This window comes from Paenibacillus sp. FSL R7-0163 (genome assembly GCF_037969975.1).
GTDB classification, from domain to species: Bacteria; Bacillota; Bacilli; order Paenibacillales; family Paenibacillaceae; genus Paenibacillus_AQ; species Paenibacillus_AQ odorifer.
The window spans coordinates 328,515-346,693 of the sequence record NZ_CP150224.1; the positions used below are offsets into that span (position 1 = coordinate 328,515).

Genomic DNA, 18,179 nt, shown 5'->3' on the forward strand with positions numbered 1-18,179 from the left:
ATTCGAATACTGATATAAATGCGTTTGTCAGGAGGGAACTTGTTGAGACAAGCTAGTGATTACACAGAACCTGCACTAAAAACAATATTTGCTGAGGATTACAAAATTGGCGCAGCCGTTAACCCGTTGACGATTCAATCACAGGAGCACTTGCTCGCCTATCATTTCAATAGCATTACCGCTGAGAATGAGATGAAGTTTGAAAGTCTGCATCCGCTTGAAGATATTTATAACTTTAAGCTAGCAGATGAGTTGGTTGCGTTCGCCCGAAAATATCATATGGTTATGCGCGGGCATACTTTAGTCTGGCACAACCAGACTACGGACTGGTTGTTTGAGGATAAGAAGGGTGGGCCTGTAAGCAAAGAGGCATTGCTTGCACGGCTCAAATCACATATTCAGACCGTGGTTGGGCGTTACAAGGAAGATATCTATGCTTGGGATGTTGTAAATGAAGTTATTGCAGATGAAGGAGAAGAACTTCTTCGCCGGTCAAAGTGGCTGGACATTGTCGGACCGGAGTTTATCGGCAAAGCGTTTGAATATGCTCATGAAGCCGATCCTAAGGCTTTATTATTCTACAACGACTATAACGAGTCTAATCCCCTTAAGCGCGATAAAATCTATAAAATGGTGAAGTCGCTGCTGGAACAAGGAGTGCCGATCCATGGCGTCGGATTGCAAGCACACTGGAATTTATACGATCCGAGCTTAGACGATATACGTGCTGCTATTGAGAAGTATGCATCTTTAGGGCTTCAGCTCCAATTGACAGAGCTGGATGTATCCATGTTCCGTTTCGATGACAAACGCATGGATTTAAAGGTTGCACCTGCCGAACTGCTCGAGCTGCAGGCAGAGCGGTATGAAGCGATGTTTGCTCTGTTGAAAGAATACCGCGACGTGATTAGCTCTGTCACTTTCTGGGGAGCAGCGGATGACTATACATGGCTGGACGAATTCCCTGTTCGGGGACGGAAAAATTGGCCATTTCTATTCGATGAGCAGCATAATCCTAAGCCGGCTTATCATCAATTGCTTAACGCTGTCACCAAATCATAGAGCGGGTAATCTGCTCAAGCTTGCGAATCATGAACCCGTCCTTTTTAATCCAGGGCGGGTTATTTATACGGGAGGAATATACATGACAAATACCGCTTATGAGGCTTGGCTCAACTATGGCAAGCTGAAATCTGGATCTCTATACAATCAATATATAAATTGGTGTGGTGAGCTGGTTGTAACGGAGGACAACGAGACGATTCAGGCAGCAGCCGCGGAATTCATACAGGGGATGACCTCTATGCTGGGCAAAGCGCCACTGCTCACAGCTCAACCAGAAGGACCGTGTATCGTTATAGGAACCTTCCAAGGGGGGAATCCGTTAATTGGTAGAGTATTCGCAGGAGAGCGAACCGATTCACTAGGTCCTGAAGGTTTCCTTATACGTACAAACGCTGCTGAGAAATGTATCGCTATCGGTGCTTCAACGCCTGTTGGAATATTGTATGGCGTATTCCATCTTTTACGGCTGATAGGAACAGAAAGCGAAATAGACGCTCTGAATTTGTCTATGAGTCCGGTGAACGGCCTGCGAATGATTAATCACTGGGATAATTTTGATGGCAGTATTGAACGTGGCTATGCTGGACGGTCCTTTTTTTACGAGTCCAATCAATTTCTTAACGATACAAAGCGGCTGCGTGATTATGCCAGATTGATGTCCTCTGTGGGGATCAACGCGATTTCGATTAACAATGTGAATGTTCATGAGCTTGAATCTCTATTTATAACGGAGCAATATTTGCCTGATATCGCGTTAATTGCAGGAATATTCCGCGTATACGGGATTAAGCTATTCCTCAGTGCTAACTTCGCCAGCCCGATACAGATCGGAGCATTGGACACAGCTGATCCTCTGGACCCAGCGGTGCGGAAATGGTGGAAAGATAAGGCTAGTGAGGTTTATCGAGCGATACCTGATTTTGGCGGGTTTGTGGTCAAAGCGGATTCAGAAAATCGACCAGGACCATTCACTTACGGGCGTGACCATGCAGATGGCGCCAACATGCTGGGAGAAGCACTGGAGCCGTTTGGCGGAATCGTGATTTGGCGTTGTTTCGTATATAACTGCAAGCAGGATTGGCGTGACCGTAAGACAGATCGGGCCAGAGCGGCATATGATCATTTCAAACCATTGGATGGCCGATTTAATGATAATGTAGTGCTGCAAATCAAGAATGGACCGATGGATTTTCAAGTCAGAGAACCGGTATCTCCGCTGTTTGGCGCACTGGAACATACCAATCATCTGATGGAGTTTCAGATTGCTCAAGAATATACGGGGCAGCAGCGGCATCTCTGTTATCTTGTTCCACAGTGGAAAGAAGTCCTTGATTTCAATACTTATGCCAAAGGGCAAACTACGCTTGTGAAACATGTTGTGGACGGATCGGTGTGGGGAAATAAGTATAATGGTGTGGCTGCTGTAACTAATGTTGGAGATGACATGAACTGGACGGGGCATGGGTTAGCTCAAGCTAATCTGTATGGATATGGAAGATTAATTTGGAATCCGGAGCTGACGGCAAAAGAAATAGCTGAGGAATGGATTCGGCTTACCTTTGGCACTGATGAAGGTCTAGTGGCTGCTATTCGCGGGATGTTGATGGACTCATGGAGGATTTACGAATCTTACACAGCTCCATTAGGTGTGGGTTGGATGGTTAATCCGGATCATCATTATGGGCCGAATGTGGATGGGTATGAATACGCCAAGTGGGGAACGTACCATTATGCGGATCATAAGGGCATTGGTGTGGATCGTTCAGTCAAATCGGGAACGGGTTATAGCGGACAGTATATGGGTCTTAATGCATCAAATTATGAGAATCTAGCGTCTTGTCCGGAAGAGCTGTTGCTGTTCTTTCATCATGTTCCATACACGTATGTTCTGCAATCGGGGCAAACTATTATTCAGCATATCTACGATACTCATTTTGAGGGGGCTGAGCAGGCTGCACAGCTTCTAGCGACATGGGAATCACTTGAAGGCAGCGTGGATAGTGGATTGTATATGCAAGTGAAGCAACGTCTTGAAGAGCAAGCAGAGCATGCGCAGGAATGGAGAGATCGGATCAATACGTATTTTTACCGCAAGAGCGGAATTGAGGATCTTAAAGGCAGAAAGATTTATTAGATTTCGAATCGAGGGATGATGATAGTGAGCCTCACGATTAGAGCGATTTTGGAAGATTTAATGGGAACTGTGGAACAGGTAGAAGGGACTGTGGATATTCTGAACCCAGGGGAACCGGAAACTGAAGTCACAGGGATTATTACGGCCTTCTCTGCCACACAAAATGTTGTGGAGCAAGCAATAGCGTTAGGAGCCAATTTGCTGATCACGCATGAAGGTGTATTTTATAGCCATCATGCGGCGAGCGAGTGGTTAGAAGGTGATCCGGTTTATCATGCGAAAAAAAGTCTGATCGAACATTCCCAAATTGCTATTTTTCGTTATCATGATTATTGGCATCGGCAAAAGCCGGATGGAATTATGGTGGGTTTACTGCGAGAACTAGATTGGTCCGCATACGTGGAAGAGCAGCAAGCAGCTGCTACGATTCTCACTATTCCTGCTATGACTGTACTGGAAGCTGCTCAATATATTAAAAGTAAGCTAGGGATCTCTTATGTACGCGCTGCCGGTGACCTGTCTCTTTCCTGCAAACGCGTAGGGATATTAGTAGGTTACAGAGGAGGCGGGACGATGGCTATTCCGCTTTTTAATGATCACAATCTTGATTTAATTATTGCTGGTGAGGGACCAGAGTGGGAGACTCCGGAATATGTGCGGGATGCAGGGCACCAAGGCAGATCTAAAGCGCTCATCATGTTAGGTCATGCGGAGAGTGAAGCGCCGGGAATGAAATATTTAGCTGAAATCTTAGCAGACAAATATCCCATGCTTCCTACCCGGTTCATTGCTGAACAACCCATCTATCAGATGGTTTAATCTGGGGAAATTAAGAGTACGGAATAAATAAACATATTATGGAGAAAATGAAGGGAAACAGGTCACTGAGAAAGGAGTGTTTCAATGGAAATTCCTTTGGAGGCTGATGAAGTATTAAGTCGGATCAAAAAGCTGCAAAGCGACGGAAGCTCGATCAGTAAAAAACAAGTAAAGCAAAGCGACCCAGAGCTTATGAGAAGTGCGCTGTTCTTTTTTCCAAGCTGGGAGCATGCATTGAAAAACGCCGATCTTTTGTAGCCATAGTATTGTAAAAGGGAGCTAAGTGGACAGGGAATATCTCTGATTCTGCTTAGCTTTTTTCATATCTCCAGTGAAAAGGATGGCCTTTATATAGAAAGTACTGGTGTTTTAACCTCCGTTTGGCTTGGTTCAGAGCCATTTTCTTAAATAAAACGAGTAAACAAGAGCAAAAGAAAGAGAAAATGAAGAGTATGCTCAATATGAAATGAAAAGCATTGCTTTCAACATTATTTTGACCAGAGCCCTCCTTTACAAGCAAACCTTACAAGAGTATGATTCATCTCAGAACTGACAATTATCTTAAATTTACAATTACATAAGCAATCCGCTTAATTTCCGTTTCTGGAAAGCGGGGGAACCAACAACTGGCAGCCGATGTGAGAGTCGGCACTGGTTATGGGGTGAATCCTGTTCCGGGTGCATAACATGCATCCCTGCAGGTAGGGCAACTCTCACTGCCCGAATCCGACAGCTAACCTCGTAAGCGTATGGAGAGAGGATGAATGGCGTGTTTAGTGATGAATAGCCACAGAGAATCCCTCTGTGGTTTTTTGCTGCGTTTTTAAGCAGATATAGTCGTAGAATTTATTATGAAAGAGGTGTTACCTTTGCCTATCGCTAAACTGAACGGAACTTCGCTCTATTATGAAATCAATGGAACTGGCACTCCGGTTGTGTTTATCCATGGACATGGATTAACACACAGTATGTTCAAACCACAGCTGGAGTATTTTTCCGATAAATATAAAGTGATTTTGTGCGATTTACGGGGGAATGGTAAGTCTGGTAAACTGCTGGAGGCCCCACATGAGATTATTGAGACGCAATGTCTGGATCTGATTATGCTGTTGAATGACCTAGGTATTCGTGAAGCAGTTTTTGTAGGAATCGCCTATGGTGGCTTAGTCGTTCAGCATATTGCCAAACAATATCCTGAGCGTGTAAAAGCAATTGTGGTCGCAGACAGCTTCTGTAGGACTCACGGATCAACAATTGTAGGGAAAATACAAACTATGGCAGCATATTGCAGTTTGCTAATGTATTATCTCCCAAGCGAGCTGGTGTTGCCTTCGATTCGGATGATGTACCGAGAGCGCTGGAGTCTGGCCTACAATGAGATTAGAAGAGGGTTGCTGGACAAACGTCCCCGGGAGCTATATCGGCAAAGACTGGCTACAAGCCATGTTGATTACACCAGATGCTTAAAGGCTTTTAAACGTCCTGCTTTATGTATTGTAGGGGACTTTAATGAATTTGGAGTGAATTGTATGAAGGAAATGGTGTCCCAGCTGCCACATGCGCAGTTGGCGATTATTCCGAACGCATTAGATCCAAGTAATCTGTGCCAGCCGGAGCAATTCAATGCGATTCTTCAACGTTTCTTGGAGAAGCAGCAGGGCAGTCAGCAGATTAGCTGATCTATAGGGAGACCTTTACAAGCGAAGCGTTTAAGTGGAAAAGGGCGTCCCATAGCCAGGGAGCATGAGCTGGCTATGGGACGTCTTTCTGGGTAGAACTTTAGGGAAATTCTCCCTAAAGTGAAGGTGATTATGGCTTCTAGCACGTGAATTAGGGAAATTCTACCTAAAGTGATAGAGAGCATGGCTCCTAGAACGTGGATTAGGGAAAACTTCCCTAAAATGAAGGGGATTATGGCTCCTAGAACGTGGATTAGGGAAAACCTCCCTAATAATAGGATGTTTTAGCCATAAATGGGTATTTGCATGAATTTTTAGGGATAAATTCCCTAAAAACCTTATTTTAAAGCGATTATCGATGAATATTAGGGAGGATTTCCCTAATATAATGGATATCTAACTAAAGGCTGGCTCATCAGTAGTGAAATCTACGAATGAGCCAGCCTTTGGTATTTTACTAACCGGTGGATGTTGAACATTTACAAGCATATTGTACCTAGAACGCCACTTAATGTCCCTACCCTACCACAGCATCAAATATAGTTCACCCGATGTGGGAAAGAACAGTAGTCTCTAAGTAGTGAAGGTAAGAGTATAGAAGGGGCGTAGTAAGCGTCTCACCCGACATGGGAAAGAACAGTAGACCCTAAGTAGTGAAGGTAAGTGTATGGAAGGGGCGTAGTAAGCAGCGCATCAGACGTGGGAGAGTACGTTAGACCCTAAGTAGTGAAGGTAATTGTATAGAGGAGGGCGTAGTAAGCAGCTCATCCGACGTGGGAGAGAATGGTAGACCTAAGCAGCGCATCCGACGTGGGAGAGTACGGTAGACCTAAGTGAAGGTAAGTGTATAGAGGGAGGCATAGTAAGCAGCTCATCCGACGTGGGAAAGAAACAGTAGATTCTAAGTAGTGATGGTAAGTGTATAGAAGGAGGTGTAGTAAGCAGCGTATCTGCAGCTCCTGATCGAGACCAAAGGAAAGGAAGGTTTCGGTAATAGGGATTCAGCCTCCGGACATGAGTAGGAGAGAAGAAGAGCGGGGAGTGACATTGCAGACTATCGGACTCAAGCGCTCTTATTTGCAACAGTTTCCTATTTTTGAGTTGCTATTGGACCCCATAGGCGTTATTTGTACAAAATAGACGCTATTGAGCACCATTTCTGCCCAATACCGCCTCTCAGGTCCGATGATCTCTCTAAACAGGGATAAATTAACGAATAGCGGCAGTTGAGTCCGAAAGATCAAGTAAGTGTACCGTATATTACCAAAAAAGCATCTATCACTCCTTAGAAGGAATGGCAGATGCCTTTTTTTGAATTTGTTTTAATGATTATACAATCGTAAAGCCAGCACTTGCATAACCAGTGACTGTATTTACAAGGGTGAGGCCTGTAGCAGTGGCTGAGAATACCATAAGCAGACGTGTCTGTGGTGTTACAGCAAAATTGATATCATTTGTAATTCCATTGACAAAAGTTCCTAGATTAATAGTACCTGTGATAGGTGGGAGCGCTACTAATGCCCCTGGAATAGCAGTAAATGTGTTATTTGGTGTGGCCGATTGGTACAACTGTGCTGTTACATTTATTGTAGTACCAAGCAGCGATAAAGCTATGGTATTACTGAAATAAGCAGCAAGGGATGTTATCACTCCTGCACGAGGAGTCGAGAATGCAAAGTTGATAAGCGGTCCAAGGAGAGTACCTGTTAAATCAACATTACCGCCAACAAGAGAAATGCCTGTGGCTGAACTTCCGAAGCCTACAAGGCTTGTTGTTCCCACCAAACCACCTAAAACCGTGGTCATAATAATAGGTCCTCCGGATGCCAGCGGAATAATTGCACCGTTACCGGTTGCACCAGTGACTCCGGTAATGCCAGTAGCTCCAACCGCGCCGGGATCACCCGTTGCACCCGTAGCTCCGGCAACGCCGACCGCACCGGGATCACCAGTCGCACCCGTTGCACCCGTAGCTCCGGCAACGCCGACCGCGCCGGGATCACCAGTCGCACCCGTTGCACCCGTAGCTCCGGCAACGCCGACCGCGCCGGGGTCGCCCGTCGCGCCCGTTGCACCAGCAGGGCCTGCCAAGCCTGCAGCGCCAGTCGAGCCAGTCGCTCCAGTTGCTCCTACGCCTGGACCTGCTGGTCCTTGCGCACCTGTTGGCCCTTGAATCCCCTGCACACCCTGTGGTCCTTGAGGTCCCATCGCGCCACCAGCGATTAACAAGTAATCTGGTGAACTCCCGGGTATTCCAGTAGGTCCAGAAACGGTAGCAATATAGGTGCTGCCATTGAAGGTTACTACTTGACCTGCTGGATAAGTAGGACTTTGTGCAGGATTAAAGATTACAATCCCTTGCAGCCCTACCCCTTGCGGCCCCTGAGGTCCTTGAAGTCCCGGTGTTCCTTGAGGGCCTTGAGGTCCTTGGGGGCCTGTGGAGCCCCCAGCAATTAATAAATAATCTGGTGAACTTCCAGGTGTTCCCGTTGGTCCCGCAACAGTAGCTATATAGGTACTACCATTGAAGGTTACTACTTGACCGGCAGGATAAGTAGGGCTTAATGCAGGATTAAAAGCAACAATTCCTTGCAGCCCTGCCCCTGTAGTTCCCGTTGCTCCCGGAACCCCCTGAGATCCTTGCGGCCCCTGAGGTCCCTGTGGTCCCTGTGGCCCTTGAGGTCCAGTCACACCTTTAATAGGTAATCCAATTGCTTGTGTAATAGAAGCCTGAATATGTCTGATCTGAATAATCAGCTGATCTTTGCAATTAGGGTCAATCTTCGTGGCGAGAATAAAAGATAATAACTCAGCTAATAGCAGTTGAAGATTAGTGCCAACGCTTACGACTGAGAAGGGACTGACTTCGGTCGATACAATGGTTATCTCTACTACAGAAAGTAGCTCAGTTCTAAAAGGGCTGCATAACTTAGAAGTATGCAAGAATTCCAATAGCTCTCTTAACACTCTTTGGAGATTGACAATATGAAGTGTTGTGGGATTCGTAAGTACGGGGGGTACCACTGCAGAGAGATCAGTGACTATTTTTAATAGTGCGTTACACTCCCTCTTTCTAATAGGACTGCTGATCCTTCCATGCTTGTTTAGGATAGCATCGCCTTTAAATGGTCTGTAATCAGGCATATTTCTATATCTCCTCCTTGAACTTCTCCTGTTCATTCCTTTAAAAAATGGGAACCTGCCCAATCAGCATATTCTGAGAAGCGGAAGTTGTTACAATAATTGCCCTGAAAGCCGTTATTCCTGAAAGTCGTTATTAATGAAGCAATACAAAAAAAGGAAGGCCACCGCTAATTACGGTAGTCTACCTTTTTAATAGATACGTTAAGTAGTCTCTCCTTTAATAAGAGTTACGTCTACAGTAGTGTTGTTGATTAGCTCTCCGTCAGCACTTTCGATCATTTGCAGGAGAGTATTGGTCAGCATGACCCCGATCCGATCACTAGGTTGCATTATGGTAGTCAATTTAGGACTCTGAAGCATGCGGGTAAAGCTGTGGTAATCATAACCGATGATTTTCAGTTGCTCGGGCACTCGAATGCCTTGCTGTTCAGCATAAATGTATAAAGCATAAGCCACAATATCATTACTGCAAAATACTCCATCATATTCTCGAAGTTGGGCTGGAGAGATATTTTCGGTGACAAAGGACCAAAAATAATCAAAGGTAAGCTTATTATGCGCACCTTCGATAATATCGTAGGTTACACCATGTTTCATACTAGTGATGACAAAAGCATCCCGACGACGATTCGCTAGAATATCCAGATCTAGCGGGCCGGAGATATGTAGCAACCGTTTACAGCCCAGCTGTATCAAATGTTCGGTAGCTAGCTCACCACCGCGGTAATTATCCGATCCCACACAAGGAATGTTGGAGGAAATAAAACGGTCAAAAGAGACAATAGGGAAAGGGACCTTTTTATAGCTTTCAATATTCATGGTGTGGCTGCACATGATAATGCCATCTACTTGATTCTGGCGAAGCATGCTAATATAGTTGGCTTCTTTCTCAGGATCGTCAAGAGAATTGCATATTAGCAATTTATAGTTTTTTTCATTAGCACTCATTTCAACATACTTGATGAGATCGGAAAAGAAAGGGTGGTTCGAATCTGGAACAATAATCCCAATAAAAAAGGATTGATTCTTCTGTAAGGCTCTGGCGATTTGATTAGGATGATAATCTAAGGCGTCCATCGCTTGTTCAACTTTTTTACGCGTCTCTTTGCTGATATATCCCCGGTTGTTCATTACTCTGGACACGGTAGCTACAGCAACGCCCGCTTCCTTGGCAACATCTTTAATACTTGCCATACCCTCATCCCCGTTTCATAAAATGCTCTAATCTATATTCTACAACGTTTCTTGGATTGTTGACACTAATCAAGACTAACAATTGTAAAAGCATAGATTGTTTTTGATAGTTATAATAGGTATGTTATACGTTACCACAAAATATTCAGGTATAATATTAAATATCAATAATTTTGTCTATATTATATGAATATAATTATATGAAAACGTTTGACATATTATTTGCGCATCTATAAAATTGGTTTTGAATAAACGTTCATCTAGGGAGGAACAGGATTCTTAGGAGAACGCTTTCATTAAATTACATTAGTTTGATGATTTCTCTGACTTATGAAGCAAGAGTGTATAAATTGAAATAGAAGGAGAACTCCAATATGCAGATTAAAAATGAAGCTATGCTTATCACTTACGCAGATAGCATGGGAAACAATTTAAAAGAACTAAACGAAGTACTGGATACACACTTGCAAGGAGTCGTGGGTGGGGTTCATTTATTGCCGTTTTACCCCTCTTCGGGCGACCGGGGATTTGCCCCGATGGATTACACCAAGGTTGACTCAGCTTTTGGCGACTGGGCGGAAATTGAACAGATGAGCCAGAAGTTCTACATGATGTATGATTTCATGATCAATCACATTTCACAGCAGTCTCCATACTTTCAAGATTTCCTTGAGAAGAAGGATGAATCGGAATATAAGGATTTATTCATTCGTTACAAGGATTTCTGGCCTAACGGTGAACCAACTGAGGTTGATGTGGATTTAATTTATAAACGTAAACCGCGGGCGCCATACGTAGAGGTTACTTTTAAAGATGGGACGAAGGAAAAGGTTTGGTGTACGTTTGATGAGCAGCAGATTGATCTGGACGTGACTACGGAAACTACGAAGAAATTCGTGAAAGACAATCTGACCTTTCTTGCTGATAAAGGAGCATCGATTATCCGGCTGGACGCTTTTGCCTATGCCAACAAAAAGATCGGTACCAACTGCTTTTTCGTAGAACCGGATATTTGGGAAATGTTGAATTTGTCTAAAGAAGTAGTAGAACCTTATGGCGTAACTGTTCTTCCGGAAATCCATGAGCATTACAGCATTCAATTGAAGATTGCAGACAAGGATTATTATGTCTATGATTTTGCCCTGCCAATGTTGGTATTACATGCTCTGTATAGTGGAAAAGTAAATCGGCTTGCGCATTGGCTGGAAATCTGTCCGAGAAAACAATTCACTACCCTGGATACGCATGACGGCATCGGCGTAGTGGATGTTAAGGACCTGATGACCGACGAAGAAGCTGAAATGACCAGAGAAAGCCTATATAGCCAAGGAGCGAATGTTAAGAAAAAATATAGCTCCGCCGCTTATAATAATCTGGATATTTATCAAATTAACTGCACTTATTATTCTGCACTTGGCAATGATGATCAGGCATATCTTTTGGCCAGAGCTATTCAGTGCTTCGCCCCTGGTATTCCACAGATTTATTATGTAGGTCTATTCGCTGGCGAGAATGATATTGAGCTGCTCGAAAGCACAAAAGAAGGACGCAATATTAACCGCCATTATTATTCTAAAGATGAAATTGCTGCTGAGGTACAACGTCCTGTTGTTCAAAAGCTGTTCGCATTGTTAAAATTCAGAAATAGCTGTCCAGCTTTTGATGGTGAGATCAAGATTGAACAAGGTAGTGAGAATGAGCTGAACATCACTTGGAAAAATGAGAACAGTGTGGCGAAGCTTGAAGCGAATCTGTTGACCAAAGAATACACCATTCTTGCAGGTGAGAATGAAGCAAATATTGCGAAGGTATTTTAATATTTCATATGATATCGATGGGTGTTCCAAAGGCTGGGTTAATGGCTGCTGGAACACCCTTCTTTTTGGGGGATAGGTGATTCATGTTATGAACTGTTTTTGGTCCGTCTGAATTCTATTGGTGTAAGGCTGAAGTTGCGTTTGAACATCCGGTGGAGATAAGAACTGCTGGTGAAGCCAGTTACTTCAGCAATATCCGATACCGACAAATCACTCTCTACAAGCAGGCGGCAAACTTCCTTCATCCGTACCTCCATGATGACATCCACAATAGTGGTTAGGGTCTGCTGCTTATAAAGTCTGCTGACATAAATCGGAGACATATTAAGTTCATCCGCGATTTGGTTCAGACTTAGGCAAGGGTCCATGTAAGATTGCTGAATGGTTTGGTTGATTTGCCGGATTAGATCGCTTTGCTTGGAGCTGCGCTTATCCGCTTGGAATTCCTGAATATGATCGAAAAGCTGGTAAAAAGCCGCTTCAAATTCTTCTATCGTTTCATAATGTTCAAGCGAAGGCATCACCATCATCCCTTCGGTGGAGGTAGGACTAAGCTTCTTGATGTTATCGACGATTCGTTTAATCGTTAGCGTCACCCTTGAAACAGTAAGTTCCAGCACATGATAGGGATATTGCTCCATTTCACGTACCATTTCGGAGAAGTGACTGCGGGCTTCGTCTGTTCTGCCACTTGTGAGCGCATCGACCAGCTTTTTCTCGCTGTCAGCCGGATAGGAGTAAAGATTGTTCTGAAGCTCGCTAATGCGCTCAGCATTGATCAAGCTGCCATGACCATAAAACAGTCTATGTTTGGAAGCTTCTCTGGCCTGACTGTACAGCCGGTTTAGTACATCAGGATTATCACTGATGGGGCTGTACACTAACGACAGTCCGATTTTTAGATAATCACAGCAGGCCACGCGGATCTGCCGCAGCAGCACTTCAATCAGCTCGGTATCCAGATGTTCAGTGGAGGTCATGCTGCTAAGCAACATGACCACGCTATCGTCATTCATATCTACAGTTTCCACCTGATAAGTCTGTCCACAGATCTCTGAGGCAATATTCATGATGGCAAACTTGTACGGAAGCAGATAAGAGCCTCGTTCCTTTCGCAGAGCTTCGTACTCATCAATGCGTAGTAATACTAGCCGGTAGCCCTCGTTTAAATTAAAAGAAATACCCAGCTGTTGAACATCATTTTGCCGGCTGTTATGAGGAGATTTAATGCCAAGCACCAGATTGCGTAATGAATTCTGCCTGATCGTGAACATGGTGTTGCGTTTATCTGCCTCAAGGGTGTTCATTCGGCTTACGATCGAATCAATCGGCAGATAAAGCCGTTTGGACAGTACTCTAGAAATAACAAGACCGAACAATAGAATAATTATAGAAATCAGAAGTGTAGTATTGCGGATATGATTGGTCTGTTCAGTAATCACCTCATAAGGAGTAATGCGCACATATTGCCAGCCAAGCGAATCGGGCGAAGTATAGGACACCAGTGATTTATTCCCTCTAAAAGGGGCAGTAAAATAGCCGGCAGAGCGTGCTTTTACTTGATGCTCCAGCCAACTGTTTTCATCCCCGGAGAGCTTCTCCAGTGTCAGCTTATTCCCCGACAGAAAACGGCCTTGGTCATCTAAAATGTAGGTACTGCCACTACCGGGTGTATTGCCGTTAGCCAGTTCTTTATTGATCCAAGCCGCGGATATGTTAACAATAACCGCAGAGTTAATAGAGCGGTCCCAATTGATGGCATCATAGCAGAGGTAAGTATAGACTGAGATGGTTTTCTTCTCAGGTTCATTTATGGAATAGGTTCGCGGAATCGGCGTGAATGTTTTGTAATCCTGATAATGATTCAGCATCTGAATAATTTCAGTGTCCACCAGTTCGCGGGTGGTGAATACGCCATTCTGGCCCTGTGCTGCCGAAATATAAACCGTGTCATTATTCGGATTATATACATAGATGGATTCAATATAGGGCATGGAATTTAAGTAGTTTCCGAGATCGGACATCGCTGCGGTTACCTCATAAATAGAAGGCTTGTTGTAGAACAACAGATGAGAAATCGTGCTGGTTCGATACAGTTGAAATGAAAGCGTTTGCGCGACTTCAGCCATGTTGACTACTTTTTTGCCGGTCTGGGTCAGGTCCCTTAGATCGGAGCGGAAGGTTTGCGTCTTCTCGACACCGATGTAGTACGTATAGTAAACAAAAGTAGAGATAAGAAGGGTTAACGATATGCACAGGGTTATGGTAGTGAGCAGCTTGCCATACAGTAGTCTTTTTCTCCGTAGATCATTATTCTTCATACCGTCCCCCCTGATCATCATATGACTTACTCGGACAAGACTCTGGATGAATTCATATTATGAAGTTCCTTTATTATAAGTCCCCAAGAGTGAACGGAACAGTGGAGCAACCTTATAATCCTGCATTTTTCCAATCTGAAGGGAGTGAACAAATTAAATATTCATGTACAAAACAGCCTTTTCTACAAGGATTATACGGGGTTAGCGAAGCTTGAGAAGCTCTGTGGGTCTCCGAAGACTTTTACATAAACATCCTGATTGTTCAGTTCCTGTTTCGCCAGTTTGTGCAGTAAGGCTTGTAAGCTTCACTTCTGTGTTCAGAAGAATCCCCCTATAGTGGAATTATGCAGTTTCTATATTAAGGGGAGTGAGAGATCTTGAGCCAAACCTCATCCAAAGGAATTTCAAACGTCGAACTTGGCATCCAGGCTGATGGTAGAGCACGCTTACGAACGACAAGAAAGAAGAAAGGATTGTTGTATGAGCTGGTGCACAATCGGGTAATGTTTCTGATGCTGCTGCCCACCTTGGTCTTTTTTCTGGTGAATTCCTATTTTCCAATGGTAGGCATTTATTATGCGTTCACTCAATTCGACTTCAACAGCAGTATGTTCAATTCCAATTTTGTCGGGTTGCAGAATTTCGAGTTCCTCTGGAGATCCGGTACGCTGGTGAAGCTCACGATGAACACGATAGGATACAATATTGCTTTTATTGTACTAGGGAATGTGCTGGCAATTGTCTGTGCGATCCTGCTGAGTGAGCTCAATGGAAAATGGTTTAAAAAGATTAGCCAATCGGTAATGTTTCTGCCTTACTTTGTATCCTTTGTAATTCTCAGTGTAATTGTCTACAACTTGTTTAATTATGACAGCGGTTTCTTGAATACAATACTTACCCAATTTGGCCTTGATCCGGTCGACGTTTACAGTAAACCTTGGGCATGGATCTTTCTGATCATTATCTTTTATCTATGGAAAAATCTTGGCTACAGTATGGTGATTTATCTGGCGGCGATTACGGGGATTAGTGACGAATATTATGAAGCGGCCAAAATTGATGGCGCTAATATTTTCCAGCGGATTTGGTATATAACGGTGCCGATGCTCAAATCAACCTTTGTGGTGCTGCTGCTCTTTGCGCTCGGCAGTATTATGAAGGGCCAGTTCGATCTTTTCTATCAATTAATAGGCAATAACGGGCTGCTCTACAATACGACGGATATCCTTGATACCTATGTATACCGTTCGCTTAAAGTAACCTTTGATGTGGGCATGGCAACGGCTGCCGGGGTTTATCAATCCTTGTTCGGCTTCGTCCTCATTATGACGGTCAACTATATTATCCGCAAAATAAACGATGACTACGCCCTGTTCTAGGAGGATAAGGAATGAAAATTCAAAAGGATAAATATACGCGAATGCTTCATTGGATTGCCTATGTGGTCATTATTGGCCTGTCGATCGCTTGCCTGCTGCCCTTTTTGCTAATTATCTCTGCGTCTTTGACCAGCAATGAGTCCATTATCCGCGATGGCTATCATCTGATTCCGGCACAGTTCTCACTGGAGGGCTACAAGACGGTATTCATCTTCCCGGATGAGGTGCTGCGGGCATATGCGGTCACAGTCAGCACAACTGCGATTGGAACGGTAATGGGACTTTTTTTCATGACTATGGCGGGTTATGTGTTGGCGCGTAAAGATTTCAAATATCGAAATAGCTTTTCCTTCTATATATACTTTACGACTTTGTTTGGGGGAGGACTTGTCCCGTGGTACATCATGATTACGAAATACCTCGGTCTGCTGGATTCCTATGCGGTACTGGTGCTTCCAGGTCTGATGACGCCATTTTTGATCATTTTAATGAAAAACTTCATCAAATCTGCAGTTCCTGAGGAATTATTCGATTCTGGCAAAATAGACGGGGCTGGTGATTTCCGGATTTACTGGCAGATTGTACTCAAGCTTTCCATGCCGGGCATCGCTACAGTCGGTTTGTTTCTGGCTTTGTATTACTGGAATGACTGGTTCACCTCTTCACTGTTCATCAATGATACGCATAAATATCAGCTGCAGTTCTATCTGTACAATGTTATTAATTCAGCACAGTTTATCGCACAGATGGGGGCGGGAACCGGGGTGTCACTGGCTACGGAGGTCCCTGCTGAGTCTACCAAAATGGCGATGGCAATTGTCGTGACGGGACCTATTCTTTTTCTGTACCCGTTCGTTCAGCGTTATTTTGTCAAAGGCCTAACCATCGGCGCTGTGAAAGGTTAGAACCGCAACCTGCCCACTACCGGGTTAAGGTACAGTCGGCTAACATAGAAGCATAGTGAAAAGGGAGGATTCAGATGAATAAACAACGGGGCAAACGCATGTCTATTCTGCTTACGTCAGTATTGGGCTTGACGCTGCTGGCAGGCTGCGGGGGGAATTCTAATTCTGCAAACGGAGACAATGCGGCGGTAAAAGAGAGCAATAGCGGAGGAAACACAGCACAAAGTACGAACGCAGTTACTGAGGAGAAGACCGGACTGGACACTTCCAAAAAGGTAGAGCTGCAATTCTATATGCTAGGCGATGCGCCGAAGGACCTCTCAAGCATTGAAGCAGAAATTAACAAAATGGCCGAAGAGGATCTGAATGCAACCGTTAAATTCAACTATACAACCTGGACAGATTGGGATCAGAAATATAAGCTGCTGCTGTCGTCGGGCCAATCGATCGATTTGATCTTCACTGCGGACTGGACACAATATCAGGCTTATGCGAAAAAGGGAGCTTTTTTGGCTATAGATGATCTGCTGCCAAAAGCTGCCCCAGAACTCCAGCAATTCGTACCACAGGAAATGTGGGATGCCGTGAAGATTGATGGCAAGATTTACACCGTTCCTGCGACTTATAAGGAGTATGTAACGAATGGCTTCGTATGGCGTGAGGATCTGCGCAAGAAATACAATCTGCCTCAGCCGACAGATCTGGCTAGCTATGAAGCATACATGGAAGGAATCAAGAAAAATGAACCGCAGATGTCGCCGGCTTCTTTTAACAGTGATGTAAGAGGTAACATTCATGATGTATATTCAACACTTACCGCACAGGTCGGCAGTCCGCTGCCTTACGGTATTGGTATTAAGTACGATGATCCTTCAAAAGCTTATCTCTATTGGGGCTCGGAGGAACATAAAGAAGAGCTGCTGACGATGAGACGCTGGCAGGAAAACGGATTGATTTCCAAAAACGTCCTGAACTTGAAGGATACCATCCAGGCGCCGATTATCGCGGGCAAGGCAGCAAGCATCTTCGGAGATAATCCGACTCGCTTCAACGATACGTTGATGAAGGTGAAAGCAGCACATCCGGATTGGGATCTAGGTTACTATCCTTATGGCAATACCATTGGTTATGCAACACCAGTTCATCCTATTCATAATGGTTTCGCCATTCCGAAGAGCAGCAAGAACCCTGAACGTGCGCTGGCCTTCTATGAAAAGATGGTCATGGATAAACGTTACAACCAACTCACACAATACGGTGTGGAAGGAAAGAACTATAAAATTGATGCGAACGGCTACTATGAACTTATTGGAGATGCTTCAACAAACGGTTTTACACGCGAGGGAATGAATGGCTGGGCTTGGCGGAATCCGGAGTTCATGTTGTTTGATAAATCCTATGACGGCGTGAAGGAAATCTTCGCTGAGCTCGACAAAATTCAGAAACCGGATATTTTCACAGGTTTTGCTGAGGATTATACCTCCTATCAGGCGGAAAAAGCAGCACTAGAGCAGGTGGAAAAGCAATACCTGTATCCATTGCAAGCTGGATTAGTAGAGGATGTTGATGCGGGTTTAACCACCTTTATGGAAAAGGCTAAGCAAGCAGGCCTTGAGAAAATCCAGACCGAATATATCAAGCAATGGGACGCTTATGTGCAGGAGAAGGGTTTGAAATAATAAAAGTAGCAAGGGATGTTCCCTAAGCCAAATGGGGGGAGCA

At 44.3% G+C, this 18,179-nt stretch carries 12 protein-coding genes and 1 riboswitch; of the genes, 9 read left to right on the forward strand and 3 right to left on the reverse strand.

Going from position 1 to position 18,179, the window contains the following annotated elements; all coding sequences use genetic code 11:
• Positions 1 to 42 precede the first annotated feature (42 nt).
• The 5 genes from NST45_RS01435 to NST45_RS01455 all read left to right on the forward strand — a co-directional run bounded on the left by NST45_RS01435 (position 43) and on the right by NST45_RS01455 (position 5,697).
• A complete protein-coding gene (locus NST45_RS01435) occupies positions 43 to 1,062 on the forward strand; it encodes an endo-1,4-beta-xylanase (RefSeq protein ID WP_036685392.1) in 1,020 nt (339 codons plus the stop codon).
• A gap of 82 nt (positions 1,063 to 1,144) precedes the next feature.
• On the forward strand, positions 1,145 to 3,199 hold the full coding sequence (locus NST45_RS01440; protein ID WP_339824640.1) for an alpha-glucuronidase family glycosyl hydrolase: 2,055 nt from the start codon (positions 1,145 to 1,147) through the stop codon (positions 3,197 to 3,199).
• Positions 3,200 to 3,259: 60 nt separating this feature from the next.
• Entirely contained in the window at positions 3,260 to 4,018 is a 759-nt protein-coding gene (locus NST45_RS01445) for a Nif3-like dinuclear metal center hexameric protein (protein WP_256717319.1), read from the forward strand.
• Between the two features lie 84 nt (positions 4,019 to 4,102).
• The gene (locus NST45_RS01450) at positions 4,103 to 4,276 is read left to right on the forward strand and encodes a hypothetical protein (RefSeq protein ID WP_169744809.1); all 174 of its coding nucleotides are present in this window, start codon (positions 4,103 to 4,105) and stop codon (positions 4,274 to 4,276) included.
• 319 nt (positions 4,277 to 4,595) lie between these two features.
• A riboswitch (cyclic di-AMP (ydaO/yuaA leader) is annotated at positions 4,596 to 4,782 on the forward strand.
• Positions 4,783 to 4,887: 105 nt separating this feature from the next.
• The gene (locus NST45_RS01455) at positions 4,888 to 5,697 is read left to right on the forward strand and encodes an alpha/beta hydrolase (RefSeq protein WP_036685387.1); all 810 of its coding nucleotides are present in this window, start codon (positions 4,888 to 4,890) and stop codon (positions 5,695 to 5,697) included.
• Positions 5,698 to 7,026: 1,329 nt separating this feature from the next.
• On the opposite strand, the gene NST45_RS01460 is transcribed toward NST45_RS01455, so the two are convergent.
• Together NST45_RS01460 and NST45_RS01465 are read right to left on the reverse strand one after the other, a co-directional pair.
• The gene (locus tag NST45_RS01460) at positions 7,027 to 8,841 is read right to left on the reverse strand and encodes an exosporium glycoprotein BclB-related protein (RefSeq protein ID WP_326046873.1); all 1,815 of its coding nucleotides are present in this window, start codon (positions 8,839 to 8,841) and stop codon (positions 7,027 to 7,029) included.
• 201 nt (positions 8,842 to 9,042) lie between these two features.
• On the reverse strand, positions 9,043 to 10,035 hold the full coding sequence (locus tag NST45_RS01465) for a LacI family DNA-binding transcriptional regulator (RefSeq protein WP_036685385.1): 993 nt from the start codon (positions 10,033 to 10,035) through the stop codon (positions 9,043 to 9,045).
• Between the two features lie 374 nt (positions 10,036 to 10,409).
• Between NST45_RS01465 and gtfA the strand changes: the two genes are divergently transcribed.
• A complete protein-coding gene (gene gtfA, locus NST45_RS01470; protein ID WP_326046874.1) occupies positions 10,410 to 11,852 on the forward strand; it encodes a sucrose phosphorylase in 1,443 nt (480 codons plus the stop codon).
• An 86-nt stretch (positions 11,853 to 11,938) separates the two neighbouring features.
• On the opposite strand, the gene NST45_RS01475 is transcribed toward gtfA, so the two are convergent.
• On the reverse strand, positions 11,939 to 14,173 hold the full coding sequence (locus NST45_RS01475; protein WP_036685380.1) for an AraC family transcriptional regulator: 2,235 nt from the start codon (positions 14,171 to 14,173) through the stop codon (positions 11,939 to 11,941).
• A gap of 503 nt (positions 14,174 to 14,676) precedes the next feature.
• Between NST45_RS01475 and NST45_RS01480 the strand changes: the two genes are divergently transcribed.
• From NST45_RS01480 to NST45_RS01490, 3 genes are all read left to right on the forward strand, one after another.
• The gene (locus NST45_RS01480) at positions 14,677 to 15,552 is read left to right on the forward strand and encodes an ABC transporter permease subunit (protein WP_143766835.1); all 876 of its coding nucleotides are present in this window, start codon (positions 14,677 to 14,679) and stop codon (positions 15,550 to 15,552) included.
• A gap of 11 nt (positions 15,553 to 15,563) precedes the next feature.
• A complete protein-coding gene (locus NST45_RS01485; protein WP_036685379.1) occupies positions 15,564 to 16,457 on the forward strand; it encodes a carbohydrate ABC transporter permease in 894 nt (297 codons plus the stop codon).
• Positions 16,458 to 16,525: 68 nt separating this feature from the next.
• Positions 16,526 to 18,136 carry an extracellular solute-binding protein gene (locus tag NST45_RS01490; protein WP_143766237.1) on the forward strand — a complete coding sequence of 537 codons (1,611 nt, stop codon included), beginning with the start codon at positions 16,526 to 16,528 and terminating at the stop codon, positions 18,134 to 18,136.
• The last annotated feature ends 43 nt before the right edge of the window (positions 18,137 to 18,179 follow it).